The 26,064-nt window shown below is 45.7% G+C and carries 21 protein-coding genes; 20 read left to right on the top strand and 1 reads right to left on the bottom strand.

All coding sequences use genetic code 11. The features are described from left to right. Nucleotides 1-405: 405 nt before the first annotated feature. From KQI39_RS09885 to KQI39_RS09840, 10 genes are all read left to right on the top strand, one after another. Nucleotides 406-939, top strand: coding sequence for a CarD family transcriptional regulator (locus KQI39_RS09885; protein WP_244092611.1), 534 nt, complete (start codon nucleotides 406-408; stop codon nucleotides 937-939). 125 nt (nucleotides 940-1,064) lie between these two features. After that, nucleotides 1,065-1,565 (top strand): transcription elongation factor GreA, encoded by a 501-nt coding sequence (greA, locus tag KQI39_RS09880; protein ID WP_215707585.1) that lies wholly within the window; start codon nucleotides 1,065-1,067, stop codon nucleotides 1,563-1,565. Between the two features lie 165 nt (nucleotides 1,566-1,730). Then, nucleotides 1,731-3,551, top strand: coding sequence for a Na/Pi cotransporter family protein (locus KQI39_RS09875; protein WP_216418134.1), 1,821 nt, complete (start codon nucleotides 1,731-1,733; stop codon nucleotides 3,549-3,551). A 178-nt stretch (nucleotides 3,552-3,729) separates the two neighbouring features. After that, on the top strand, nucleotides 3,730-4,404 hold the full coding sequence (locus KQI39_RS09870) for a winged helix-turn-helix domain-containing protein (RefSeq protein ID WP_021977828.1): 675 nt from the start codon (nucleotides 3,730-3,732) through the stop codon (nucleotides 4,402-4,404). Then, nucleotides 4,401-5,756, top strand: coding sequence for a sensor histidine kinase (locus KQI39_RS09865; RefSeq protein ID WP_216418132.1), 1,356 nt, complete (start codon nucleotides 4,401-4,403; stop codon nucleotides 5,754-5,756). The genes KQI39_RS09870 and KQI39_RS09865 overlap by 4 nt, the downstream gene beginning before the upstream one ends. A gap of 145 nt (nucleotides 5,757-5,901) precedes the next feature. Beyond that, nucleotides 5,902-6,825, top strand: coding sequence for a sugar phosphate nucleotidyltransferase (locus tag KQI39_RS09860; protein ID WP_021977830.1), 924 nt, complete (start codon nucleotides 5,902-5,904; stop codon nucleotides 6,823-6,825). Between the two features lie 135 nt (nucleotides 6,826-6,960). Beyond that, nucleotides 6,961-7,977, top strand: coding sequence for a UDP-glucose 4-epimerase GalE (gene galE / locus KQI39_RS09855; protein ID WP_173761825.1), 1,017 nt, complete (start codon nucleotides 6,961-6,963; stop codon nucleotides 7,975-7,977). 167 nt (nucleotides 7,978-8,144) lie between these two features. Then, on the top strand, nucleotides 8,145-9,260 hold the full coding sequence (gene glf / locus KQI39_RS09850; protein ID WP_216418130.1) for a UDP-galactopyranose mutase: 1,116 nt from the start codon (nucleotides 8,145-8,147) through the stop codon (nucleotides 9,258-9,260). Nucleotides 9,261-9,386: 126 nt separating this feature from the next. Beyond that, complete coding sequence (locus KQI39_RS09845) at nucleotides 9,387-10,091, top strand: hypothetical protein (RefSeq protein WP_216418128.1); 705 nt, start codon at nucleotides 9,387-9,389, stop codon at nucleotides 10,089-10,091. An 18-nt stretch (nucleotides 10,092-10,109) separates the two neighbouring features. Then, nucleotides 10,110-12,950, top strand: a complete 2,841-nt coding sequence (locus KQI39_RS09840; protein WP_216418126.1) for a C1 family peptidase — start codon at nucleotides 10,110-10,112, stop codon at nucleotides 12,948-12,950. 115 nt (nucleotides 12,951-13,065) lie between these two features. Here the strand turns inward: KQI39_RS09840 and KQI39_RS09835 are convergent, their stop codons facing one another. Then, nucleotides 13,066-13,512, bottom strand: coding sequence for an RbsD/FucU family protein (locus KQI39_RS09835; RefSeq protein WP_021977839.1), 447 nt, complete (start codon nucleotides 13,510-13,512; stop codon nucleotides 13,066-13,068). 275 nt (nucleotides 13,513-13,787) lie between these two features. Here KQI39_RS09835 and KQI39_RS09830 point away from each other — a divergent pair, with 275 nt between their 5' ends. The 10 genes from KQI39_RS09830 to KQI39_RS09785 all read left to right on the top strand — a co-directional run bounded on the left by KQI39_RS09830 (nucleotide 13,788) and on the right by KQI39_RS09785 (nucleotide 26,049). Further along, nucleotides 13,788-14,639, top strand: a complete 852-nt coding sequence (locus KQI39_RS09830) for a class II fructose-bisphosphate aldolase (protein WP_118061953.1) — start codon at nucleotides 13,788-13,790, stop codon at nucleotides 14,637-14,639. Between the two features lie 36 nt (nucleotides 14,640-14,675). Beyond that, nucleotides 14,676-15,701, top strand: a complete 1,026-nt coding sequence (locus KQI39_RS09825) for a LacI family DNA-binding transcriptional regulator (RefSeq protein ID WP_216418124.1) — start codon at nucleotides 14,676-14,678, stop codon at nucleotides 15,699-15,701. After that, nucleotides 15,701-17,218 (top strand): xylulokinase, encoded by a 1,518-nt coding sequence (xylB, locus tag KQI39_RS09820; protein WP_216418114.1) that lies wholly within the window; start codon nucleotides 15,701-15,703, stop codon nucleotides 17,216-17,218. The genes KQI39_RS09825 and xylB overlap by 1 nt, the downstream gene beginning before the upstream one ends. Nucleotides 17,219-17,220: 2 nt before the next feature. After that, nucleotides 17,221-18,273: a galactitol-1-phosphate 5-dehydrogenase gene (locus KQI39_RS09815; protein WP_216418112.1), complete on the top strand. Its 1,053-nt coding sequence runs from the start codon at nucleotides 17,221-17,223 to the stop codon at nucleotides 18,271-18,273. 1 nt (nucleotide 18,274) lies between these two features. Beyond that, the gene (gene pfkB / locus KQI39_RS09810; RefSeq protein WP_216418110.1) at nucleotides 18,275-19,204 is read left to right on the top strand and encodes a 1-phosphofructokinase; all 930 of its coding nucleotides are present in this window, start codon (nucleotides 18,275-18,277) and stop codon (nucleotides 19,202-19,204) included. A gap of 57 nt (nucleotides 19,205-19,261) precedes the next feature. After that, the gene (locus tag KQI39_RS09805) at nucleotides 19,262-20,263 is read left to right on the top strand and encodes an aldo/keto reductase (RefSeq protein ID WP_118061951.1); all 1,002 of its coding nucleotides are present in this window, start codon (nucleotides 19,262-19,264) and stop codon (nucleotides 20,261-20,263) included. 249 nt (nucleotides 20,264-20,512) lie between these two features. Then, nucleotides 20,513-22,129, top strand: coding sequence for a response regulator (locus KQI39_RS09800; protein WP_216418107.1), 1,617 nt, complete (start codon nucleotides 20,513-20,515; stop codon nucleotides 22,127-22,129). Beyond that, complete coding sequence (locus KQI39_RS09795; RefSeq protein ID WP_216418106.1) at nucleotides 22,126-23,913, top strand: cache domain-containing sensor histidine kinase; 1,788 nt, start codon at nucleotides 22,126-22,128, stop codon at nucleotides 23,911-23,913. The genes KQI39_RS09800 and KQI39_RS09795 overlap by 4 nt, the downstream gene beginning before the upstream one ends. Then, nucleotides 23,910-24,917, top strand: coding sequence for a substrate-binding domain-containing protein (locus KQI39_RS09790; protein ID WP_216418104.1), 1,008 nt, complete (start codon nucleotides 23,910-23,912; stop codon nucleotides 24,915-24,917). Before KQI39_RS09795 ends, KQI39_RS09790 begins: the two co-directional genes overlap by 4 nt. Nucleotides 24,918-25,074: 157 nt before the next feature. Further along, nucleotides 25,075-26,049, top strand: coding sequence for an ABC transporter permease (locus KQI39_RS09785; RefSeq protein WP_216418102.1), 975 nt, complete (start codon nucleotides 25,075-25,077; stop codon nucleotides 26,047-26,049). Nucleotides 26,050-26,064: the final 15 nt, after the last annotated feature.

Here is a 26,064-nt window from a genome sequence, read left to right as displayed (position 1 = left end):
GCCAGCCTGTGAAAAGCAGTGCAAGAGGCGGGCCCTCTCAGTGCGCCTTCCGGGCGCAAGCAGGGATGAGCCCCTTATAGGGGCAGTGCAAACCACCGGCTAAGCCGGTGGTTATGATTTTCGAAAAAATACCGGTTACAGGCTGTAAAAACTGCACAAAAAGTATAAACTTCCTATTATGAGCATATTTCACAAAAATAAAAAAACTTTTTGAATTCTTTTGCAAATAAATGGGAAAAGTAGTAAAATAAGGACAGAATCCTCAGTGAGAAGCTCCTTGTCTGGATATATACCATGGCAGGGAGTTTTCATTAGAGCAATTCAAGGACATTGAAATGCTTACAGAGCACAATAAGACGCCACGATAACAGAAGAAAAAGCAAAAAAATGAAAGGATGTGGAAAAATGTTTGAAACAGGCGAATATGTTGTGTATGGCCGTACCGGAATCTGCCAGGTGACGGGAGTTACTACAATGAAGATGGACGGTTCCTCCTCGGAGAGACTTTATTATGTATTAAGGCCGGGAGGGGAGACAGAAGGAAAGATCTTTACACCGGTAGAAGGCGGGAAACAGGTTCTCCGTGGAATCATCACGAAAGAAGAAGCAGAGAAGCTGATCGACGAAATTCCTTCTATAGAGACACTGAGTATTGAGAACGAGAAATTCAGGGAAGACAGTTACAAGAACTGTATCCGCACCTGCGAATGCAGAGATCTTCTACGGATCATCAAGACAATCTATATTCGCAAACAGGCCAGATTATCTCATGGCAAAAAAACAACCGCTACAGATGAACGGTATCTGAAACTGGCAGAGGATCATCTCTATTCTGAATTTTCCATGCTACTGGATATTCCCAAAGAACATATGGCAGGTTATATTGAACAGCGGATGCGTCAGCACAGAGAAACAGAAGAACAGGCCTGCGCTGTTTGACAAAGCGAGGCGTATCTGCTATGGTATTTCCGGTAACCTTTCGGGAAATCCTACATTCTGAAAAACTACAGGAAATGGATGCAGGATTGGCCTGAATGCTGTAAAGAAAAGGAGATGCCAGAAGAATGAGAGAACAGCTTACCCGCAAGGATGTTGAAAAAATAGAGCAGGAGATCGAACACCGCAAACTGGTAGTCCGTAAGGAAGCCATCGAGGCAGTTAAGGAAGCACGTGCCCAGGGAGACTTAAGTGAGAACTTTGAGTACTATGCAGCCAAGAAACATAAAAACCAGAACGAGAGCCGTATCCGTTATCTGGAGAGAATGCTGAAGACAGCATCCATTGTATCCGATGATTCCAGATCTGACGAGGTGGGAATGGACGATATCGTAGAAGTGCTTTTTGAAGAAGACAATGAAATAGAAAAGTACAAGCTGGTCACTTCCATCCGTGGAAATTCCATGGAGAACCGCGTCAGCATTGAATCCCCTATTGGAAAAGCGCTTCGGGGACATCGTGTTGGTGACCGGGTTGAGGTGAAGGTTAATGATGACTACAGTTATTACCTTGTGATTAAATCCATTGATAAAACCGGCTCCGAGGATGAGGAGATTCGCGGATTTTGAGAATCGAAGGCAGAAGACCTATAATCAGGTCTTTTGCCTTATTTTTTTACATAGATTTTACATTCCGGTGGGGAAAACTTTACAAAGTGCCGCTATTATGAAAAACGTTGAAATGAGAAAAAAGGAAATCAAACATATCAAAAAGAGAAAGTGAAGGAGAGTATTATGGACTTTTTCAGCGTACTGGCATTGCTTGGCGGCCTTGCCATTTTCCTTTATGGAATGAACTTAATGGGAGACGGACTTGCGAAAGTCGCAGGTGGAAAACTGGAACGTATTTTGGAAACTCTTACATCCAGCCCGATCAGAGCGGTTCTTCTGGGAATGGGCGTAACTGCTGTGATCCAGTCTTCATCAGCAACCACAGTTATGGTTGTAGGTTTTGTAAACTCAGGGATCATGAAACTTTCCCAGGTAGTGGGAATTATCATGGGTGCCAACATCGGTACCACAGTAACCTCCTGGATCTTAAGTCTTACCGGAATCCAGAGTGATAATTTTATTATCCGCCTTTTCAAACCAACATCATTTTCACCGATTCTTGCTCTGGTTGGCGTAATCCTGATCATGTTTACAAAGAGCCAGAAGAAAAAAGATGTGGGAACTATTTTTGTAGGATTTGCAATTCTGATGTATGGAATGAGCGCTATGAGCGGAGCCGTTGAGCCACTGGCAGATGTGCCGGAATTTACCGGGCTGCTTGTGAAATTTTCCAATCCTCTGCTTGGTGTTGTGGCTGGTGCGGTACTTACTGCGATCATTCAGTCATCTTCCGCATCTGTCGGTATCCTGCAGGCCCTCTGTCTTACAGGAATGGTACCGTTCAGTGCGGCGCTTCCGATCATCATGGGACAGAATATCGGAACCTGTGTCACGGCCCTTCTTTCTGCAATCGGTGCGAATGTAAATGCCAAACGTGCGGCAATGATCCACCTGTATTTTAACCTGATCGGAACCGTGCTTTTTATGGCAGTATTCTATACCGTAAATACGGCAGTGCATTTTTCATTTATGCCACAGGCTGCAACACCGGCGGGAATCGCGATTCTGCACAGTACCTTTAATATTACAGCAACACTGGTTCTGCTTCCTTTTGGAAAATGGCTGGAGAAACTTGCCTGTCTTACCATCCGGGACAAAAAAGAAGAAACCGAGACAGCTGTGGCAGCAGATCCGGATTTCATGATCCTGGAGAGCCGTTTTCTGGAAAAGCCTTCATTTGCAGTTGAGCAGAGCCGAAATGCCGCAAAAAAAATGGCAGAGGATTCCCACAGAACTCTGTTTACAGCTCTGGATCTCCTGAAGCATTTCAGTGCAGACGGAAAGAAGGCAGTTGAAGAATCGGAAAAAAAGGTGGACCGTTACGAGGATGAGCTTGGAACCTATCTTGTAAAACTGAACCAGAAAGATCTTTCTGTGCATGACAGCCACAGCATTTCCATTATGCTTCACTGTATCGGTGATTTTGAGAGAATTTCCGATCACGGCGTGAATATTATGGAATCTGCCCAGGAGCTTCATGAAAAAGGACTGAAGTTCTCCGAAAAAGCTCTGGAGGAACTTCGTGTCATGGAACATGCGGTGGAGGATATCGTGGATATCGCCTATAAGGTTTACGAAAATCAGGATGTACAGCTGGCCCGTGAGATCGAACCTCTGGAAGAAGTGATCGATGAGCTGAGCAAGGAGCTGAAATACCGTCATATCCAGCGACTTCGCGCAGGAGAATGTACCATTGAAATGGGATTTATCCTTTCTGATGTGACTACCAGCCTGGAGAGGGTGGCAGACCACTGTTCCAACATCGGCGTCTGTGTAACCCAGGTGCATGAAGATTCCTTTGATACGCATCAGCACCTGAAACAGATCAAGCACAGCCCGGATGAAACATTCTACCGGGAACTGGAGCTGATTCGCAGACAGTATCAGCTTCCAACATTATCCGAAGAAATAGCAAAGGATAAAACAGTAACCGCTGGTGCATAAAAAACAGAATCATAAAAGGCTGATAGAAATGTCGGCTTTCATATGCCCTGGCTATCCGCAAAAGTGTGGAGAACCAGGGCTTGTGCAGTAAAAGGAAAATAGTTATACTGAAAACAGAAAAAATAAAAATACGGCTGACAAAAAAACAGCCGGTGTAACGAACGGAGAGGGATGTGGAATGATCTACTGTGTGGAAGATGAACGAAACATCCGGGAGCTTCTTGTCTATACCCTGGAGACAACCGGATTCGAGGCAGAAGGGTTTGAGACAGGAGTGGAGTTTGACGCAGCGATGAAAAAAAGCCTGCCGGAACTGATCCTTCTGGACATTATGCTCCCGGGAGAAGATGGATATAATATTCTGAAACGGCTGAAAAGCGATACCAGGACCAGGGATATCCCGGTGATCATGGTCACTGCCAAAGAAGCGGAATTTGATAAGGTGAAAGGTCTGGAGGGCGGTGCGGATGATTATATCACGAAGCCTTTTGGAATGATGGAATTTGTAGCCAGGGTAAAAGCAGTTCTCAGGCGCTGCGCAAGACAGAACGAGGAGCGGGAACTGCACTGCAAAGACCTCCGGGTTAATGTAGCCCGTCATGAAGTCAGCTATCAGGGCGAATTGAAAGAGCTTACCAGAAAGGAATTTGAACTGCTGGAGTATCTTCTTGAGAATAAAGGCCTGGTTATGTCCAGAAATCAGATCCTGTGTCATGTCTGGGGATATGATTTTGACGGTGAGACAAGAACGGTGGATGTACATGTGCGAACCCTCCGGCAGAAGCTGGGGGAGGCAGGAAATCTGATCGAGACTGTGCGCGGAGTCGGATACCGGATCGGAGATCACTTATGAAAAAAAAGATCCTGAATCATACAAGTATTATGATCGTCCTTGCTGTCCTGATCACCTTTCTGGCAGCAAGTGTAGTCACTTACAGTAAATTCAACACTTACATGCAAAATGGGGTCCGCGAGGAGGCCAGGTACATCTGCCTTGGCATGGAAGAATGTGGAGATACGTTTCTCTCAAAAAGACTGCGGGCAGTATCCTCCAGCCGTGTAACACTGATCCAAAAAGACGGAACCGTACTTTTTGATTCCCAGACATCCCCGGAAAAACTGGAAAATCACAGCAACCGTCCGGAGTTTATGGAAGCGGAAAAAGACGGAAAAAGTGAAAGTATTCGTTATTCCGAGACATTTGCCAAAAAGACTTTTTATTATGCGGTGCGGCTGAATAACGGGAATGTCTTAAGGGTAGGAAAGACGGTAGATTCTGTATATTCTACCTGGATTTCAAGCCTTGCGGTTCTTGGAATCCTGATGGTACTGGTCCTGATCCTGGAGTTTGCGTTTGTCGAGAGGCAGACCAGGGAGCTGATCAAACCGATCAATGATCTGGACCTGGAGCATCCGCTGAACAATGTGTGCTACGAAGAATTACGCCCCCTTCTTGTGCGGGTGGATGAGCAGAACCGTCAGATCCGGCAGCAGGTAAAAGAGCTGAAAGAGGCCGAAGAAATCCGGAAAGAATTTTCGGCCAATGTATCCCATGAGCTGAAAACACCGCTGATGTCCATTTCCGGATATGCGGAGCTGATGATGAACGGAATGGTTCCGGCAGATCATGTCCAGGAATTTTCCGGAAGGATTTATCATGAGGCGGTACGTCTTTCCAATCTGGTAGCAGATATCATACAGCTGTCCAGACTGGATGAAAGCAACAGTGAAGTTCCTTTTGAGAAAGTGGACCTTTATGAGCTTGCGGAAGATGTACAGAACAATCTCCGTCATCCAGCGGAAAAGAAAAATATATCCCTGGAGCTTACAGGAAGTTCCGAGAAGATCCAGGGTGTCCGTCATGTGCTGTATGAGATGTTTTTTAACATTGCGGATAATGCGGTGCGCTATACAGAACAGAATGGTCATGTGCGTATCATGGTCGGAAACCGTAAGGGAAATCCGTTTTACTGTGTGGTAGACGATGGAATCGGCATTCCGAAAAGTGAACAGGGCAGGATCTTTGAGCGTTTTTACAGGGTGGACAAAAGCCATTCCAGACAGACCGGAGGAACAGGACTTGGCCTTTCCATTGTAAAACATGGTGCAACGCTTCATCATGCACAGATCCATGTGGAAAGTGAGCAGGGCGAGGGAACCAGAATGGAGATCGTTTTTCCGGGAGAAGATCAGGCTCAGGGATAAAGTGGAAAGAATCAGTAGGATTTCCCGGGGAAGTGTAGTATAATAGAACAAGGTTCAAAGGCCGGCCGGATGAGAATCTGACCGGCCCGAACTATGTATGGGAAAAAATCCCTGAATCTCTAAAAATATCAGGAGGAACAAGATTATGAAAGAGCCGGTTCTGGTAGTAATGGCAGCAGGAATGGGAAGTCGCTACGGCGGACTGAAACAGATCGATCCGGTAGATCAGGAAGGTCATATCATCATGGATTTTTCCATTTATGATGCAGTACGTGCAGGTTTTAAAAAAGTAATATTTATTATAAAAAAAGAAAACGAGCAGGATTTCCGCGATGCCATCGGCGACCGTTTAAGCGATAAGGTGGAGATCGTTTATGTACATCAGGATCTGAATAATATTCCGGAGGGCTTTCAGGTTCCGGAAGGACGTGTGAAACCGTGGGGAACGGGACATGCCGTATTAAGTTGTGCTGAAGTTATTGACGGCCCGTTTGTGGTGATCAATGCAGATGATTATTATGGAACACATGCTTTTAAGATGGCATATGATTTTCTGGCCCAGGCACAGGAGGATACCGTTCCTGCCCAGTATATGATGGTAGGCTACCGTCTGGAAAATACACTGACAGACAACGGCTATGTATCCCGTGGGGTCTGCGAGACAGATGCGGACGGTTACCTTGCGGACATCAATGAGAGAACTCATATCGAGAAACGTGACGGCGGAGCAGCCTACACAGAAGACGATGGAAAAACATGGACCAGCCTTCCGGGAGACACACCGGTATCCATGAACATGTGGGGCTTTACCGGCGGTTTTATGAAAGAGCTGGTAAACCGTTTTCCTGTATTTCTCCAGAAGAATATTCCGGAGAATCCTCTGAAATGTGAATATTTCCTTCCGTTTGTAGTGGATGAACTTTTAAAAGAAAAGAAAGCAACCGTCAAAGTCCTTACCACACAGGACAAATGGTACGGAGTCACCTATAAAGAAGACAAACCGGTAGTGGTTGCGGCAATCCAGAAACTGAAAGATCAGGGACTTTATCCGCAGGGACTTTGGGATTAACCGGAAATTTCTGAGAAACTTTCAAAGATATGGGAAAAGTCAGGTAGTAAACCTGGGTTTCAGCTATTGTGGAAACAGTGGAACAGTGCTAAAATAAACAGGAACAGTTAGATCCAGTAGAGGAGGAGAAAAACTATGGCAATTTTAGTAACAGGTGGAGCAGGATACATTGGAAGTCATACCGTTGTAGAACTGCAGAACGCAGGATATGATGTTGTAGTAGTTGACAATTTATGTAATTCCAGTGAGAAGGCTCTGGACAGAGTATCCAAGATCACAGGAAAACCGGTGAAATTCTATAAAGCAGACATCCTGGACCGTGACGCAATGAATGAAGTTTTTGACAAAGAAGAGATCGACTCCTGTATTCATTTCGCAGGACTGAAAGCAGTAGGTGAATCCGTTGCCAAGCCGTGGGAATATTATGAGAATAATATCGCAGGAACCCTGACACTTGTGGATGTGATGAGAAAGCATAATGTCAAGAATATTATTTTCTCTTCCTCAGCGACCGTATACGGAGATCCGGCAATCATCCCGATCACAGAGGAGTGCCCGAAAGGACAGTGCACCAACCCATATGGCTGGACGAAATCCATGCTGGAGCAGATCCTTACAGATATCCAGAAGGCAGATCCGGAGTGGAATGTAGTTCTTCTTCGTTACTTCAATCCAATCGGTGCTCATAAGAGCGGAACCATCGGTGAGAACCCGAACGGTATCCCGAACAACCTGATGCCATACATCACACAGGTTGCAGTAGGCAAACTGAAAGAGCTCGGCGTATTCGGAAACGATTACGATACACCGGACGGAACCGGTGTCCGTGACTATATCCACGTAGTAGACCTTGCAAAAGGCCATGTAAAAGCCCTCAAGAAACTGGAAGACAAATCCGGATTAAGCATTTACAACCTTGGAACAGGTAAAGGCTACAGCGTTCTCGACATTGTTAAGAACTTCGAGGCAGCTACAGGTGTTAAGATCCCATACGTGATCAAAGCACGCCGTCCTGGAGATATTGCAACCTGCTACTCCGATGCATCCAAAGCTGAGAAAGAACTTGGCTGGAAGGCAGAGAACGGGATCCGCGAGATGTGTGCAGACTCCTGGAAATGGCAGAGCCAGAATCCGAATGGATATGAGGATTAAAAATCGGTAAATACATAAAAAAGTGATATAATGGCAGACAGCTTTCCGGGTTGTCTGCCATCTTTTTGTGTAAATGTCTGCTTTCCTCAAGGGTTAAAAAAGAATACTTGCCAGACATACAGCACAGGTGTTAGAATAATCACATCAAATAACAAGGAGAAAACGAAATGTACGATTATCTTATCGTAGGCGCCGGACTCTACGGTGCTGTCTTCGCTCATGAGGCGAAGAAGGCGGGCAAATCTGTTCTCGTGATCGACAAACGCCCGAATATTGCAGGAAACGTATACACAGAGAAGGTTGAGGGAATCAACGTACATAAATACGGAGCACATATTTTCCACACCAATAATAAGAAAGTATGGAATTATATCACACAGTTTGCGGAGTTCAACCGTTTTACAAACAGCCCGGTTGCAAACTATCATGGAGAGCTGTACAGCCTTCCGTTTAATATGTACACCTTCAATAAAATGTGGGGTGTTGTAACTCCGGAGGAAGCTGCGGATAAGATCGAAGAGCAGCGTAAGGCAGCCGGAATTACAGAACCGAAGAACCTGGAAGAGCAGGCAATCAGTCTTGTGGGAACCGATATCTATGAGAAACTGATCAAGGGTTACACAGAGAAGCAGTGGGGCCGTCCATGCACAGAGCTTCCTTCCTTTATCATTAAGAGACTTCCGGTTCGTCTGACTTTTGATAATAACTATTTCAATGCTCTTTATCAGGGAATTCCGGTTGGCGGTTACACGAAGATGGTAGCCAACCTTCTGGATGGCATTGAGGTTCGCCTGAACGAGGAGTATCTTGAGAAGAAGGCAGAATATGACGCAATGGCTGAGAAAGTCATCTACACAGGTGCAATTGACGCATACTTTGACTACAAGCTTGGAACACTGGAGTACCGTTCTGTCCGTTTTGAGAATGAGACTCTTGACAAACCGAATTTCCAGGGCAATGCAGCAGTAAACTACACAGACGTTGAGACACCGTGGACACGTATCATTGAGCATAAATGGTTCGAGTTCGGTAAAGATGAGGAAGGCAATGATCTTCCGAAGACCGTAATCAGCCGTGAGTACAGCTCCGAGTGGAAACCTGGAGATGAGCCGTATTATCCGGTTAATGATGAGAAGAACGGACAGCTCTATGCACAGTATAAAGAGCTGGCTGAGAAGGAGCCGAAAGTAATCTTTGGCGGACGTCTCGGTGAGTACAAATATTATGACATGGATGCGGTTATCGCTTCCGCACTGGATATGTGTGAGAAACAGCTTGCATAAAAACATGGCCAGGTAACATAACAAATGATAAAATCCTCTTATATTTCACATCAAAATCAGAAAAGAAATATAGGGGGATTTTGCATATCAGAAAAACAAAGAGGTACAACTGGGAGATGGAGGAGTATGATGAAAGGATTCATAAGGCTGGCTGCTGCCGGGGCACTGATCTTGAGTTTAAGTGTTCCGGTATATGCAGATAAATCCGCAAAAACGGAACTGCCGGCGGAAACCACGGATTATTATATGACGGTGGATTCCGGCGGAGTGGGAGTGGATATCTATCCGGAAACAGATTCAAAAAGTGAAAAACTCAACGGAACAACCATAGAAGACGGAACGGTTCTTCATATAGAAGGAGAAACGGAGAAGAACGGAGAAAACTGGGGATATACAGAATATAAAGGCGGATATGGTTATGTGCCGCTTGATGAGCTGAGACCGTCCAAGGATGAAGAACTTGCCCAGGCCGAAAAAGAAACAGCAGAAGAACAGCAGACCCCATCCGCAACAGAGACCCCGTCCGCAACAGAGACTCCGTCCGCAACAGAGGCTCCATCGGCAACAGAAAATTCATCAGCAACAGAAACTCCGTCAGAGACACAGATTCCATCAGTAACACAGGAACCGTCCGTAACACAACAGGTAGTAAAAATTTCACCGGTACCTTCTGAAGACGCCGCACAGAAAGAATCCAAACCTGTAAATGGAACAGCGGCAACATCCTTTAAAGAGGACAAAAACTGGTATTCCAGCCCGTTTCTGTGGATCGGGGTGGTAACAGTACTTGCGATAATTGGAATTTTTGGATACCATCTTAAAAAACGTTAGAGAATACAGGAGGATCAGGTGAAGTACTTACAGCTCATAAGAAAAAAGTTACTGCCGCTGCTTCTGAGTGTGGCAGTTATAGGAAGCCAGGTTCCGGTTATGGCCGGAGAGTTTGACACAGAAGAAACAAAAGAAAGTATTGCCGCGGTATCTTCCGGAGAATCTGAGGAAGAAGAGAAGATTTCCGAAAGTGAAGTTCCGGAAATTACAGAGGAAGCAGACGAAATCGAAGCGCCTTCTCCGGACAGTGAGCTGGAGCTTTCCGAGGAGGGGACAGCAGAAGAGTTTTCTGATTCCAAAGATGATACATTCGGAGACGGAAACAGTGAAACTGATGAAGAGGGAATCGAATATATCAAGGGACGCCCTCTTACAGAGGAAGAAGAGCAGGAACAGCTGGCTCCCTTCGATAATCTGCCCGCCTATTCCAAAGCCGTTGAGATTGGCAATGATACTTCGGAAATCCCTATGGGAAGAGCTGTTTCCTATCCATCTTATTATAATGCGGCACAGCAGGGGTATGTAACCTCCGTCAAGGATCAGAATCCATATGGAATGTGCTGGGCATTTGCGATGGCTGCTGTTCTGGAAACTTCTCTGCTGACACAGGGAGCTGGCTCTTACGATCTGTCTGAGGAACATCTGGCATATTTTTTTGCAAACAGAAACAATGACCCGTTGGGAAATACTGCCGGTGATGTCAATCATCATTACGGAACCGATGATTATGGAAATGTGGACTATCATGAAGGGGGAAATGATCTCCTGGCATCCATATTTTTGAGTACCTGGTCAGGAATGACAACGGAGGAAGACGTTCCCCTGGCAACAGATTCCACACATACCCAGAAAACCGGAGTAATTCCGGATGCCTCCAAGGAATATGATGCAGTGGCATATTTGAAAAATGCATATTTTTCAGATTACTCCGTGAACGCATTGAAAAGTCTTCTGACAGCCAACAAGGCAGTTGCTGTGATGTATAATGCACAGAATGCTTATTATAATGCAAATACAGCTGCATATTCTTATCCGGAGGAAACCGATGATGTGAATCATGTGGTTACGGTTGTGGGATGGGATGATAATTATTCCGCAAAGAATTTCAATGCGTCCTCCAATGTGAAGAACAACGGCGCATGGATTGTAAAAAACAGCTGGGGAGCGAACTGGGGAAAAGACGGCTATTTTTATATGTCCTATGAAGATGGTTCTCTCTGTGAACTGGTTTCTGCTACTGCGTCACGGAATCCGGAATATTCCAATAACTATTTTTATGACGGATCCTCCGGTCTTACAAGTATGAAACTGTACGAAGGGGAAAAAGTTGCGAATATTTATAAAGCCACTGCAGGTAACGGAAAGGCGGAACAGCTTGGAGAAGTAACTCTCGCAGCGATGTCAGGCAACAATTCCTATACCATACAGGTGTATACCGATCTTCAGGATTCCGGTGATCCCACCAGCGGAACACCGGCTTATGCAACGCCGTTTTCCTGTACACAGTCCATGGCTGGAGTTATGACGGTTCAGATTCCGAAAGTTGTGATCCGACAGAACAGTCTGTACTCCATTGTGGTGACAAACGCAGGAAACAGTATCGTGCAGTACTGCGTGGAAGCAAGTGCAAATTATGAATGGTGTAAATTCGAGGCATCCGTTCTGAAAGGCCAGGGATTTATTTATTATACGGACGATAATAGCTGGGATGATACTTCTATCTACAGCAGACCGTTGACACCAAGAATCAAGGCACATACCAGAACTCTGAATAACGAGGCCGAAATACAGCTCTCCAAAACATCCATGGAAATGTATGTAGGAGATATGGAAACTCTTACAGCTACTGTTACAAATTCAGAAATGACAGCTTCCGGAATCAGCTGGAAGAGTTCGGATACCAATGTTGCAATTGTCAGTGCAACAGGAACCATTACAGCGAAGCATCCGGGAACGGCAACCATATTCTGCAGTGGCAACAATGCCAAAGGAATCAAAGCCTCCTGCAAGGTTACCGTGAAGCTGAAACAGACCACCGGCCTGAAGGTTTCCTACAGTGCCTACAACAAAATAAAAATAACCTGGGATTCAGTATCCGGTTGTAACCGGTATGTGATCTACCGGGGAGAAAACGGTGGAAAAAAAGTAAAACTGGCAACCATTAAATCCGATACACCAGGCTATACGGATACCACAGTAAAAACAGGAAACGTATATGACTATAGTGTCAGGGCAGCATATGTCTATACCGGAAAAACAACGCTTTACGGAGCTTTTTCCACAACGGTATCCGGAAAGGCGGAACTTGCAAAAGCAGTGGCATCTGCCACAGCAGCCAGCGGACCGAAGAATACAGTTTCCTGGAAAAAAGTCGCCGGTGCCAGCGGATACCGGGTTTACCGCAAAATCAAAGGAAAAAACTGGGAGCGTCTTGCAAAAGTAAAAAGCAATGTGACCAGCTATCAGGATTCCAAAGTACAGGGAATTACAACGTATACCTATTCTGTGCGTGCATATCGCATTGTTGATGGAAAAAAGGTTTTCGGGGGATATCAGGCAAGTGACTATCTTCTGTCCTATCCTGCAACACAGAAGATATCCAGTGTGAAAAAAACTTCCAAGGGACTTAAAATCTGCTGGACTCCGCAGAAACGTGCGACAGCTTATGTGGTATACCGGAAGACAAAAAACAGTACATGGAAGAAAATTGCAACACTTTCCGGAGGAAACAAATCTTCATTTGAAGATAAGACGGCAAAGAAAGGTGTCACCTATTATTACGCAGTGCGCGCCGGAGTGAGAAATTCTCAGAAAAAAGTTCTCTGGGGAAGTTACGTGGCAAAATCCGCAAAAAGATAAAAAATAAAATAAACACAAAAATATAAAACTCCCGGTTTCGGCCCTTTCAGGTATGGAAACCGGGAGTTTTGGATGAATATGTGTATATGATATATCAGGCAGTTCAGAAGAAAAATCAGTCGTTGTTGATGACAACGCCTTTCTGAAGCATTACATTGGCATAAAGTGCTTTCTCACTTGTGGAGATGATGCAGTATGCAGTTTTTGCTTCGTCATAGAATGCAAAACGCTCGATATTTCCGATGGCTTTCTCGCCACGCTCGTCATGTTTGGAAACGATCTCTTTATAGGTATCCCAGATCGGTGTCTCCACATCATCACCAGGCATTACTTCCATCAGGTTTACCGGGTGCTCTACATAAGTATCCAGTGGGAAGAGTTTCAGGATGGCATCCAGGATCTCCGGAACGCCATGTCCGTCACAGCGGATTGTGATGGCATTTTTTCCCATGGATTCTACAGGGAAGTTTCCGTCAGCGATTACAAGACGGTCACTGTGTCCCATCTCACATAAAACTTTCAGTAATTCTGGTGATAAGATTTCAGGAATTCCTTTTAACATAATTCATATCCTCCTAAGATTATTGTGTACTTAATCGTGCCGGTAGTATCAGACGGACCTGCCCGGCCACAGGTTTGTATTGCTTTTAATTATTAATCTAACGGTATTTGGTCTTCTTTTCAAGGTAATATTTTCCTGTAAATGATGAAAATTTTATAGTTGACAGAAACGTTTCGGCGAGTTATGATGAACTCAAACAGAAACGTTTCGGTTTCTAAACCAAATGCAGAAATAATACAAAAAATAAACACAATAATTCCAAGGAGGAAAAGATTATGCCACTGGTTACATCTAAAGAAATGCTGTTAAAAGCACAGAAGGGCGGATATGCGGTAGGAGCTTTCAATGCAGAGAACATGGAAATGGTGAAAGCGATCATCCAGGCAGCTGAGGAGCTGAAAGCGCCGGTTATGATCCAGACAACACCATCTACGATTAAATATGGTACTGTTGAGACTTACGCAGCAATCGTAGCAGCAGAGGCAGCCAAGGCTTCTGTTCCGGTATGCCTTCATCTTGACCACGGCAGCAGCTTTGAGCTTGCAATGCAGGCAATGCATGCAGGTTACACATCTGTTATGATCGACGGTTCCAAACTGGATTTTGAGGACAACATTAAAGAGACCAAGAGAGTTGCAGACGTAGCAGCAGCTCTGAATATCCCATGTGAGGCTGAGCTTGGTAAAGTTGGCGGTAAAGAGGACGACCTTGAGGCTGAGGCAGATACCAACACAGATCCGCAGGAAGCAAAGGAATTCGTAGAGCGCACAGGTGTTACTTCCCTGGCAGTTGCCATCGGAACCGCACATGGCTTCTATGTAGGAACACCGGTTCTTGACAAAGAGCGTTTAAGTGAGATCCGCGAAGTTGTAGATATCCCGCTTGTTCTTCACGGAGCATCCGGACTCAGCGATGAGGATGTCAGCGACTGCGTAAAACGTGGTATCTGCAAAGTTAACTTTGCAACAGAGCTTCGTGCAGCATACTCCAAGGCAGTGAAAGAGACATTTGCAGAGAACGAGAACACCATCGACCCGAAAGCATACGGAAAGAAAGCTATCCAGGCAGTGAAAGAACTAGTTGAGGCACGTATGAAAGTCTGCGGCTGCGATGGCAAGGCAGAATAAGGAATTTCTGTAAAAAGCAGAAACGGAGTGATCAGTATGGCAGCTACCATGAAAGATATTGCCAGGAGGACGGGACTTGGGCTTGCAACGATTTCCTCTTATTTTAATGGCGGAAACGTAAGAGAAAAAAACAGAGTAAAGATCGAGGAAGCCATCGAGGAACTGCACTATGAGGTTAATGAGGTGGCCAGGGGTCTGAAGACCAACGCCACCAAGACCATCGGGGTCGTGATCCCGGAGCTGAACAGTATCTTTTGTGCGGAAATCATCACAGAGATGGAGGATGTGTTAAGGAGTCATGGATATGCCACCATCGTCTGTGACTGCCGTACGGATAAGAAACTGGAGCGGGACGCAGTGGAATTTTTAAGCCGGAAACGTGTGGATGGGATCATCAGCATGCCGGTGGACGCCGAAGGTAATCATCTGAAAAAATTCCAGAAAACAGGGAAGCCCATTGTGCTCATTGACCGTAAGATCCAGGAACTTTCCTGTGACAGTGTCCTTGTGGACAATGAGAAAGCTGCCGAAGATGCCATGAGAGTCTTTTTTAAGGCCGGGCACCGTAAAATCGGGATCATCGGCGGCCCAGAGGGAATTTCCACAGCTCAGGAACGTCTCCAGGGGTACCGAAGCGCATATGAAAAAGAAAATCTTCCGGTGCGGGAATCTCTGATCTATCACGGCGACTATACCATTCAGGGCGGCGTGAGAGGAATTGAGAAACTTGTGGCGGACAATCCGGATATGACAGCCGTATTCGTTACCAACTATGAGATGACCATGGGGGCGGTGATCGGAATGAATGAGCTGAATCTTAAAATTCCGGAACAGCTTTCCATGATCGGTTTTGACAATCTGCAGTTTGCCAGAGCCTGCAATCCCAAACTTACCATTGTGGCACAGCCTACACCGGGCATTGCCAGGGAAGTGGCAGGGATTATGCTGAAACGTCTGGAAGAGGCAGAGAGTGAAGAAACGGAACCGATCACAGAGAAGCTTGGCGCGGAAATTATTATGGGGAAATCCGTGCGTGTGCTAAAGGAGAAGGAGAATTCATAATGAAACCATATTTACTTGGGATTGATATCGGCACCAGTGCCTGCAAGGTTGCGGTTTTTGAGAAATCAGGAAACGTAGTGGCAGCAGCCAATGGTGACTATCCGGTATATTATCCGAAAGAAGGCTGGGCAGAGCAGAATCCGGAAGAATGGTGGAGTGCTGTCTGTCAGGCAGTAAAAAAAGTGATTGAAAAAGCGGGTATCGCACCGGAAGAGATCGCAGGTATCGGTATTGACGGCCAGAGCTGGTCGGCCATCGCCATGGATAAGGACGGAAATGTTCTTACCAACACCCCGATCTGGATGGATACCAGAGCACAGTCCATCTGTGACAGACTGAACGAAGAGATCGGAGCAGATCAGATTTTTGAAGTATCCGGCAATTCCCTTCAGCCATCCTACACAACCGCAAAGATCCTCTGGTACAAAGAAAATCTCCCGGAGGTTTATGAAAAGATTGACAAGATCCTGCAGTCCAACAGTTACATTGCATACAAACTGACCGGTGTGATGAGTCAGGATGTTTCACAGGGGTACGGCCTGCATTGCTTTGACATGAGAAAAGCAGCCTGGGATGAAGACATGTGCAAAAAACTTGGAATCCCTGTAGAATTTCTTCCGGAGATCTGTGACTGTGACCATGTTGTGGGAACGGTTACAGAAAAAGCAGCAGAAGAATCCGGTCTTGCTGTGGGAACACCGGTTGTTGCCGGTGGTCTGGATGCAGCATGTGGAACACTGGGGGCCGGAGTAATCCATCCAGGTGAGACACAGGAACAGGGCGGACAGGCTGGCGGAATGAGTATCTGCATGGATGAGTACAAGGCAGATCCGAGACTGATCCTTGGTTATCACGTTGTTCCAGGACAGTGGCTCCTTCAGGGCGGCACAACCGGCGGCGGTGGTGTCATGCGCTGGTTTGAACGTGAGTTTGCAGATTATGAGCGCTCTGTAGCTGAAGAAAAAGGGTCTTCCCTGAATCAGCTCAATGAGATCGCGGAAAAAATTGCTCCAGGCAGTGACGGTGTGGTATTCCTTCCCTATATGTCCGGCGAGCGTTCCCCAATCTGGAACCCGAACGCAAAAGGTGTATTCTATGGACTGGATTTTGCCAAGACCAAGGCTCATATGGTACGTGCCTGCATGGAAGGCGTGGCACTTTCCCTGAAGCACAACCTTGAGGTGGCAAAAGAGGCAGGAGCAGATGTGGAAGTTCTCCGCGCAATGGGTGGATCCGCCAACTCTCTTCTCTGGACCCAGATCAAATCCGATATTACCGGCAAACCGATCGTAGTACCGTCCTCCGATACAGCCACAACCCTTGGCGCAGCCATCCTGGCAGGTATTGGCGTTGGAATGTATCAGGATTATGATGAAGCCATCCGCCTTACCGTAAAAGAAACAAGAAGACATGAACCGAACCCGGATAACAGGGCCGTTTATGAGAAAACCTATAAAACCTATTTAAATCTCTATAAATCTCTTGAACCTATGATGAGAAATGAGGAGGAAAAATAATCATGAAAGCAGCAGTAGTAGTAGCAAATGAAGATGTCCAGTACCAGGAAGTGGAAGAACCACAGGTAACTCCGGGTCACATAAAGATCAAAGTAAGATATTCCGGAATCTGTGGATCTGATATCCCGCGTGTATTAAACCACGGCGTACATTTTTATCCGATCGTACTTGGACATGAGTTTTCCGGTGATGTAGTGGAAGTCGGAGAAGGCGTTACCAAGGTAAAAGTCGGCGACCGTGTATCCGGTGCACCGCTTCTTCCATGTATGAAATGTGACGACTGCCAGAAAGGTAATTACTCCCTCTGCAAACATTACAGCTTCATCGGTTCCAGAGAGCAGGGAGCAAATGCGGACTATGTAGTAGTTCCTGAGAAAAATGCCGTACCGTTTGCAGACAATGTTCCATATGAGCAGGGCGCTATGTTTGAGCCTGCAACCGTAGCCATCCACGGTGTATTCCAGAATGATTACCACGGCGGTGAGTATGTGGCAATCCTGGGCGGCGGTACCGTTGGTATGTTTACCATGCAGTGGACAAAGATCTTCGGCTCCAAGAAAGTCGTAGTTTTTGATATCAGCGATGAGAGACTTGCCCTTGCAAAACGTCTCGGCGCAGATGAAGTCATCAACACAAAAGAAGAAGGCTACATGGAGAAAGCTATGGCCATCACAGGCGGCAAAGGATACGGCTTCGTATTCGAGACAGCCGGACAGGTTCCGACCATGCACATGGCATTTGAGCTTGCGGCAAACAAAGCACATGTATGCTTTATCGGTACTCCTCATGAGAACCTTACTTTCACACCGAAACAGTGGGAGAATATGAACCGTAAAGAGTTCAAACTTACCGGTTCCTGGATGTCCTACAGTGCACCATATCCGGGACGTGAGTGGGATCTGACCGCGCATTACTTTGCAACCGGCCAGCTGAAATTTGATCCGGGCTTCATCTACAAGAAGATCCCGATGAGCCAGGCACAGGAAGCATTCCAGCTGTTCAAGACCCCGGGCCTTGTAAAAGGAAAGATCCTTCTTTCCAATGAGGAAGACTGATATGATCCTGACTGTAACGTTAAACGCTGCCATTGACAAGCGTTATGTAGTGGATGATTTTAAAGTGGGCGAAGTGAACCGCGTGCGTGAATGTACCTATGTTCCCGGCGGAAAGGGACTGAATGTCTCCAAGCCGGCGTCCATTTACGGTGCCGAAGTGGTTGCCACAGGTTTTGTGGGCGGCCACGCAGGCAATTATATTGAAGATGCCCTGAAACCTTTTGGCATCAAGAGCGCTTTTTACCATGTGGACGCGGAGAGCCGTTCCTGCATCAATATCTGGGATGAAGTGAATCACGTGCAGACTGAATTCCTGGAGCCGGGATTTACACTGACAGAGGCAGACTTTGAGGGATTTGAGAAAAAATTCCGCCAGCTTGTAAAAGACGCTTCTGTTGTGGCAATGTCCGGAAGCGTACCGAAAGGTCTTGACGGAACTGCATACCAGCGTCTCGTGAAGATCGTCAAAGACGCTGGAAAACCGGTGATCCTGGATACCAGTGGAAAGCTTCTGGAAGAAGGAATCAAGGCAGCACCAACACTGATCAAGCCCAATATCGATGAGATCCGAATGCTCACAGGAAAGCACTGTGACGACATCAACGATATCATCGAGGCTGCAAAAGCCATCCATGCCGGTGGTGTGGAGATTGTGACGGTTTCTCTTGGCGCAGATGGTTCCCTGGCAGTTGGAGAAGAGGGAATTTTCCGTGCGGTAGTTCCGAAGATCGATGCAGTAAATACGGTAGGATGTGGAGATTCCATGATCGCAGGCTTTGCCCTTGGATTAAGCGAGGGACTTTCCCTGGAAGAGACCTTGCGTAGGGCCAGTGCGATCTCAGCAGCTGCAGCCATGCGTGAGGAGACAGGATTCTTTGTAATGGAAGATATGGAGAAACTCCTTCCACAGATTGAAATTAAAAAATTATAGAGGCCGTAAAACAAGTTTACAATAAGAAAAATTTTTCATAAAAAAGGAGATGTAAAGATGGCAGAAGTTATCAATCCGGCAATCGTGCCGAAAGTGACACTTCCTTCCGGCGAGCAGGTTCCATGCGTCGGAATGGGAACCTTCGGTTCCGACCGTGTATCCGCAGAGGATGTATCCGCAGCTGTTGCAGGTGCGATCCGCAGTGGTTACCGTATGTTTGACTGTGCTGCATGTTACGGAAACGAGCATGAGATCGGCCAGGTATTTAAGGACGCTTTTGACGAAGGTGTTGTAGAACGTAAAGATCTCTTCATCATGACAAAAGTATGGAACGACATGCACAGAAGAGTCGAGGAAGCCTGTGACAAGAGCATCAAAGACCTTCAGTGTGACTATGTGGATATGTACTACATCCACTGGCCATTCCCGAACTATCATGCACCGGGATGTGATGTAGATTCCAGAAATCCGGATTCCAAACCGTTCAGTGTTGAGGAGTTCATGGATACATACCGTCAGTGTGAGGCACTGGTAGAAAAAGGAAAGATCCGCTACATCGGTATTTCCAACATGACCATTCCGAAACTTGAGGCAGTTCTTCCACTTATGAAGATCAAACCTGCAACCTGCGAGCTTGAGCTTCATGTATGCTTCCAGCAGCAGGAGCTTTATGATTACCTGGTAGCACATAACATCCAGCCGGTAGGTTACATGCCGATCGGTTCCCCACGCAGACCTGAGAGAGATATCTGCCCGGAGGATGTTGCAGATCTGGAAGTACCGGAAATGCAGGCAATCGCAAAAGCACATGGTGTTCACCCGGCTCTGATCGCTCTGAAATGGGCACATCAGAGAGGAGAGATCTCCATTCCGTTCTCTGTCCACAACTATGCAAGCAACCTGAAATGTGTCACAGAGGATCCGCTTACAGATGAGGAAATGGCAACTATCGCAACCCTGGAAAAAGGCAACCGTCTTGTAAAAGGACAGGTATTCCTGTGGCATGGTGCAAATGACTGGCATGACCTCTGGGATGAGGATGGCGTTATCGTAAAATAATAAAAGTACTGCAGTAAGATCCCGTGTCCCATATGTCGGATGCGGGATTTTTTTGTATTTAATTTGGACTAAGAAACTCCGTTGTAAATTTTAACCAAACATGTTACCATATAGAAAGAATTAACAGTTATTGTTCACAGAAAGAACAGTAATCTTTACCAATGAAAATGACAGAAACGGGGGGAGGATCTGTCAGGGGGATGTGCAATAAAAACAACAGAAACTGATCAGAGGGGGACGACAGAAATTATGTATCGTATTTTACTGGTAGATGATGAGATACTTGTTCGAGATGCGATCCGGGAGAATATTGACTGGAAAGCAATGGACTGTGAGCTGGTAGGAGACTGTGATAACGGGAAAGCAGCAGCGGAATTTGTACAGAACCATCCGGTGGATATCGTGCTTACAGATATCCTTATGCCATATATGGATGGTATGGAACTGAGCCGTTTTCTCCATGATAATTATCCGGACATCGTGATCGTGATCTTCAGCGGATTCGGAGAATTCGAGTATGCCAAGAAGGCGATCCAGTATGGTGTCAGTGAATATATGCTGAAGCCGGTGACAGCCATGGAACTCAGAAATGTTATCGGAAAAATGAAGGAGAAGGTGGACCAGCAAAGAAAAGAAAAAGAGAAGCTGGAACGTCTGACACAGACTTCCGAGAATTATCAGAAAAACGCCATTGTGATCCGTTCCAGAGCGCTGCAGGGCTTTGTGGATAATATCAAGACACGGCAGGAAAGTCTGGAAGAGCTTGCAGCACTGGGAATCGATCTTGAGGCAGCATGCTATCGTGTGGCTGTTTTTGATCTGGATCTGTATTCGGACGGCAGTCAGCTTACTGCGGAGAAACGCCAGGAGAGTGCACTGATGTCTTTTGTCCTTTTTAATATCAGTGATGAGATCATCAGCAAAGAAAAAGCAGGAGTGGCATATCAGGCCGGAAATAACAAGGTCGGTGCTCTTTTCATGGGAAACCGTACCAGAGAGTTTGAACACAAGATCATGGAGATCTGCAGGACGATCCAGGATAAGCTGAGGGAACTGATGTCGCTGGATGTTTCTATCGGTGTGGGAAGCTGGGCCAGGACCCAGCAGGAGCTTCGGTTATCTCATGAGCTTGCGGAGAAAGCGATCGAATACCGTTATCTTCTTGGTGGAAACCTTCTTATCAGTATGGAGGAACGGCCGGAGGAGAACCGTCTTTCCATCAAAAATCTTGTGGAGAAGCTGGTAGCTGCTCTGAAAGCGGGTAAAAAGGAAAACGCAGAGCATATTCTGGAACAGATTTCTTCTGAGATCAAGGAAGCGCGGGTGGATAAAAGTCGTGCCTGCGTGTATCTTCAGCAGATCATCCGTGCAGCAGATGAGACCTGTGAGGATATGGTTCCGGACAACAGGATTTTTTCCAAAAGAGAAGCACTTCTGCAGCAGGTTACGGAGCAGAATTCTTTTGACAGTGCTGTTGAACTGGTCAGGAATCATATCGGAGAGATTTTCCAGACACTTTCCGATGCAAACAGCTCCAGCGGTCAGCGTCAGGCAAGACTTGCCCTGGATTATATCCAGAAGAATTATATGGATCCGGATTTAAGCCTGAACAGTATCTGTTCTTATCTGAATATCAGTACCAGCTATTTCAGTACGATCTTTAAGGAGCTTACAGGAGAGACATTTACAGAGGTTCTGATACGTACTCGTATGGAGAAGGCGAAGGAGCTTCTTGAGAATACAACTATGAAGAATTATGAAATTGCCGAGAAAGTCGGATTTGCAGACCCTCATTATTTTGGTATCTCCTTCAAAAAAATGACCGGCTGCACACCGACAGAATATGCGAGGGAGAAGCGTAAATGAGAGATATCCGTTTTGCGGCAAAGCTCATAGGGAAATTCAAAAGCATCCAGAGTGCGATCTTTGCGGTAGTGACGGTGCTGCTTTTAAGCGCAGTGCTGGTCATAACAGGCGTTTCCATGAGATATACCCGCAATTCTATTTTTGAAAATTCCTCAGTCTACACCCAGAATATCGTACAGCAGATGAATCAGAATATTGATTCCTATATTGATTATATGGAAAATATTGCATATATGATCTCCAGTAACGAAGACGTACAGCAGTATCTTTTTGGCGACAATGTGGATGATGGAACAAGAGAGCGTCTGATCAATCAGTTCAAGACTATTCTGGACGGGCGAAGTGATATCCGAAATCTTGGGATCATTGGAATCAATGGACGGAAGCTGATCAACGACGGCAAGCAGTCTGTGAATCCGGATCTGAAGCTCTCCACCCAGAAGTGGTATCTGGATGCTTTGCAGAAGCCGGAAGGTCCTCTTCTTACATCTTCCCATGTACAGCACATCATCAGCGGAGAGCGTCCGTGGGTGATCACTTTAAGCAGGGGAATCCGTAATTTTTCCAACAGTGGTGAGAAAGAGGGAGTCTTTTTTATTGACCTGAATTACAGTGCCATCAGTGAACTCTGTGATCAAAATACCATTGGGAAAAAAGGATACGCATTCATTCTGGATGAAAGCGGAAATATCGTTTATCATCCCCAGCAGCAGCAGCTTTACAATGAACTGCAGACTGAGAATATCGACCTGATCGTGGAATCAAAAGAAGATACGGTGCGTACCGGAAAGGGAAACAGAGGAAAGCTGTATTCCATTTCCAGATCCAATAAAACCGGATGGACCGTTGTGGGCTGTATGAGCGTCAGCGAGCTTCTGCGAAAAAGTAATCAGGCGCAGAGTATTTATGTACTTATATCTGCACTTCTGATGATCGTGGCGCTGCTTTTTTCAAGATTTCTGGCAAAGAGTCTTACCTATCCCCTTCAGCGTCTCAGGGATTCCATGTCCAGGGTTCAGGAGGGGCATTTTGACGGAGCAGATGTGGAGATCGATTCGGAGAATGAGATCGGTAGCCTGACGAAGTCTTTCAATGTGATGACACACAGGATACAGGATCTGATGGAGCAGAATGTGAAGGAACAGGAAGCAAAGAGAAAAAGTGAGCTGAAGGCTCTTCAGTCTCAGATCAATCCGCATTTTCTCTACAATACTCTGGATTCGATCATCTGGATGGCAGAAGGCAAAAAATATGAGGAGGTTGTTCTGATGACAGCATCCCTGGCGCGCCTTCTTCGTCAGAGTATCAGTAATGAGGATGAAGTAGTTCCTGTGGCAAGGGAAGTGGAGTATGCTAAGGGTTATCTTACGATCCAGAAGATGCGTTACAAGGACAAGCTGGAATTCGAGATCGACGTAGAACCTTCTATATTAAATATCCCGCTGATCAAGCTGGTTCTCCAGCCGATCATTGAAAATGCTATCTATCATGGACTGAAATATAAAGAAAGTAAAGGACTTTTGCAGGTAAAAGGCTTTATGAAGGACGGGAATGCGGTCCTTCAGGTGATCGACAATGGTGTAGGTATGGATGAGGAAACACTGGCACATATTTATGATAAGCATAAGGTAAATTATCATTCCAATGGCGTGGGTGTTTATAATGTACAGAAACGTCTGAAGCTTTATTATGGAGAAAATTACGGGATCACTTATGAAAGCGAAAAAGGTGTCGGAACCACTGCCACGATCATTATTCCGGGAATACAGGAGGAATCAATATGAAAAAGCATAGAAAGCTCCTGACCTTTGGAGTGGTCATCTGCCTTGTGGCAGGACTTGTAGCCGGAATATTCTATTATAAACAGGCAGAAGAAGAGAGAAGATTGTCGCTGATCTATATTCCGAAGGTTGTGGACGGTACCAACGATTTCTGGACTTCACTGATCCAGGGAGCGGAGATGGCTGCAAAGGAATATAATGCGGATATCCGCGTATGGGCACCTGAGGAGGAGAATGATGTAGAGGGGCAGAACAAGCTGATCGAAAGGGCGATAGAAGAAAAACCGGATGCGATCCTGATCTCGCCGTCCAGCTTCACTGAATCCGACCAGCTTTTGAAGAAGGCAAAGGAACAGGGAATACATATCGCATTTATTGATTCTTACACACAGGAAGAGGTCCAGGATCTTACCGTTGCGACCGATAATCTGGAAGCGGGACAGATCCTTGGCAGGTTTGCGAAGGATCTTGTGGGAACGGATGATCAGATTGCGATCGTTTCACATGTAAAGGGTGTATCTACAGCAGTTGAAAGAGAAAAAGGTTTCCGGACAGGACTTGGCAGTCTGAAGGATAATATCGTAGATGTGGTATACTGTGATTCTCAGTATGACAAGTCCTATGAGCTTACAAAAGAGCTGATGAAAAAATATCCGGATCTCAAGATGATCGCGGGAATGAATGAATATTCCTCTGTAGGTGCTGCAAGAGCAGTAAAGGCAGCAAAAGCAGAGAACCGGATCAGGGTGGTGGGAGTAGACAGCTCACAGGAGGCCGTCCAGCTGATGGAACATGGAATCTTTCAGGGAATCGTTGTACAGAAGGCATTTAAAATGGGATATGTGGGTGTTCGGGAAACTGTTAAGATGCTGCGTGGAGAAGACTATAAGAAGAATATTAATTCCGGGTGTCAGCTGGTGACACCTGACAATATGTATACCAGTGAGATCGAAAAACTGCTTTTCCCGTTTAATACGTTAAAAACATATGGTGCTCTTACACCGTAAATAGTCATAAATGCACAAAGAAAAAGGTTAAATATTTACCATACAGTAAATATTTAACCTTTTTTTGAAAGATATTCTATTACAATTATTGAATTTTGACGGTATTATAATAACCAAGAAAACACAAGATACGTGCAAAACGTGAGGAGGGTAAAAATTGGAAAACTTAAAACAAAATCCAATCGTTAAGAAGCTCGGATTGAACAGAATACTTCTTGTCTGTGTTCTGATTCTCATGTTCCTGGTTTTTAAAGTAGTTCTTGGAAACAAGTTTCCGGCTGTTGACAGTATCAAGTCTACTTTGAACTATGTGTACTTCCTGGGCTTTTTGTCACTTGGCGTTACATTCGTAATCGCTACAGGAGGAATTGATTTCTCCATCGGACCTGTAATGTTCTGCTGTGCACTGGTATCCGGTTACTGCATGACATCCTACAAGGTTCCATGTGCAGTTGCTATGATCCTTTGCATTCTGATCGGTCTCTGCTTTGGCATTTTCAATGGCTGGATGGTTTCTTACATGTCAGTACCGCCATTCATTATTTCCATGGCATCCATGAACATTGCAAAAGGTATTGCTTCTGTATTCACAAAAACACAGTCAGTAAGCTGGCCGGCAGCTGGCGATGCAAACGGCTGGTTCCGTAATATCGTTTCCGTAAACGGTTTCCCTGTAGGAATTATTATTTTCCTGGTAATGGCAGTTATCTGCGGTATCGTTCTTTACAACACAAAGCCAGGACGTTACATCCTCTGCCTTGGATCTAACAAAGAGGCTGTCCGTCTTTCCGGTGTTAACACAAAGAAATGGGAAATGCTTGCTTATGTGATCTGCGGATTCCTGGTAGGTATTGCAGCACTCTTCTTTGTAGCTACATACACAACTGTTCAGCCAGGTTATGGCGATCAGTACAACAATGAGGCTATTGCAGGCTGCGTTATGGGTGGTACATCCATGGTTGGTGGACTTGCTTCCATCGGCGGTACTGTAATCGGCGTATTCATCATCTCTCTTCTTCAGCAGGGCATCATGGCATTTGGTCTTGGTAAAGGACAGCAGATGATCATCACAGGTATCATCGTTATCGTTGCAGTTTATATCGACGTTTCTGCAAGACGCAGAAAGAACTGATCTTAGAGGGAGGAT

This window comes from Blautia sp. MSJ-36 (genome assembly GCF_018917985.1).
In the GTDB taxonomy this organism is placed as follows: Bacteria; Bacillota; Clostridia; order Lachnospirales; family Lachnospiraceae; genus Blautia_A.
Note: the sequence above shows the minus strand (reverse complement) of the source record. Positions and strands in the feature narration are given on the sequence as shown.

Coding starts and splice junctions, on each gene's coding strand:
- KQI39_RS09860 (WP_021977830.1), top strand. CDS start 5,902: ATGAAAGAGCCGGTTCTGGTAGTAATGGCAGCAGGAATGGGAAGTCGC.
- KQI39_RS09815 (WP_216418112.1), top strand. CDS start 17,221: ATGAAAGCAGCAGTAGTAGTAGCAAATGAAGATGTCCAGTACCAGGAA.
- KQI39_RS09865 (WP_216418132.1), top strand. CDS start 4,401: ATGAAAAAAAAGATCCTGAATCATACAAGTATTATGATCGTCCTTGCT.
- glf (WP_216418130.1), top strand. CDS start 8,145: ATGTACGATTATCTTATCGTAGGCGCCGGACTCTACGGTGCTGTCTTC.
- KQI39_RS09825 (WP_216418124.1), top strand. CDS start 14,676: ATGGCAGCTACCATGAAAGATATTGCCAGGAGGACGGGACTTGGGCTT.
- KQI39_RS09800 (WP_216418107.1), top strand. CDS start 20,513: ATGTATCGTATTTTACTGGTAGATGATGAGATACTTGTTCGAGATGCG.
- KQI39_RS09875 (WP_216418134.1), top strand. CDS start 1,731: ATGGACTTTTTCAGCGTACTGGCATTGCTTGGCGGCCTTGCCATTTTC.
- KQI39_RS09830 (WP_118061953.1), top strand. CDS start 13,788: ATGCCACTGGTTACATCTAAAGAAATGCTGTTAAAAGCACAGAAGGGC.
- pfkB (WP_216418110.1), top strand. CDS start 18,275: ATGATCCTGACTGTAACGTTAAACGCTGCCATTGACAAGCGTTATGTA.
- KQI39_RS09870 (WP_021977828.1), top strand. CDS start 3,730: ATGATCTACTGTGTGGAAGATGAACGAAACATCCGGGAGCTTCTTGTC.
- KQI39_RS09805 (WP_118061951.1), top strand. CDS start 19,262: ATGGCAGAAGTTATCAATCCGGCAATCGTGCCGAAAGTGACACTTCCT.
- galE (WP_173761825.1), top strand. CDS start 6,961: ATGGCAATTTTAGTAACAGGTGGAGCAGGATACATTGGAAGTCATACC.
- xylB (WP_216418114.1), top strand. CDS start 15,701: ATGAAACCATATTTACTTGGGATTGATATCGGCACCAGTGCCTGCAAG.
- KQI39_RS09795 (WP_216418106.1), top strand. CDS start 22,126: ATGAGAGATATCCGTTTTGCGGCAAAGCTCATAGGGAAATTCAAAAGC.
- greA (WP_215707585.1), top strand. CDS start 1,065: ATGAGAGAACAGCTTACCCGCAAGGATGTTGAAAAAATAGAGCAGGAG.
- KQI39_RS09790 (WP_216418104.1), top strand. CDS start 23,910: ATGAAAAAGCATAGAAAGCTCCTGACCTTTGGAGTGGTCATCTGCCTT.
- KQI39_RS09845 (WP_216418128.1), top strand. CDS start 9,387: ATGATGAAAGGATTCATAAGGCTGGCTGCTGCCGGGGCACTGATCTTG.
- KQI39_RS09885 (WP_244092611.1), top strand. CDS start 406: ATGTTTGAAACAGGCGAATATGTTGTGTATGGCCGTACCGGAATCTGC.
- KQI39_RS09835 (WP_021977839.1), bottom strand. CDS start 13,512: ATGTTAAAAGGAATTCCTGAAATCTTATCACCAGAATTACTGAAAGTT.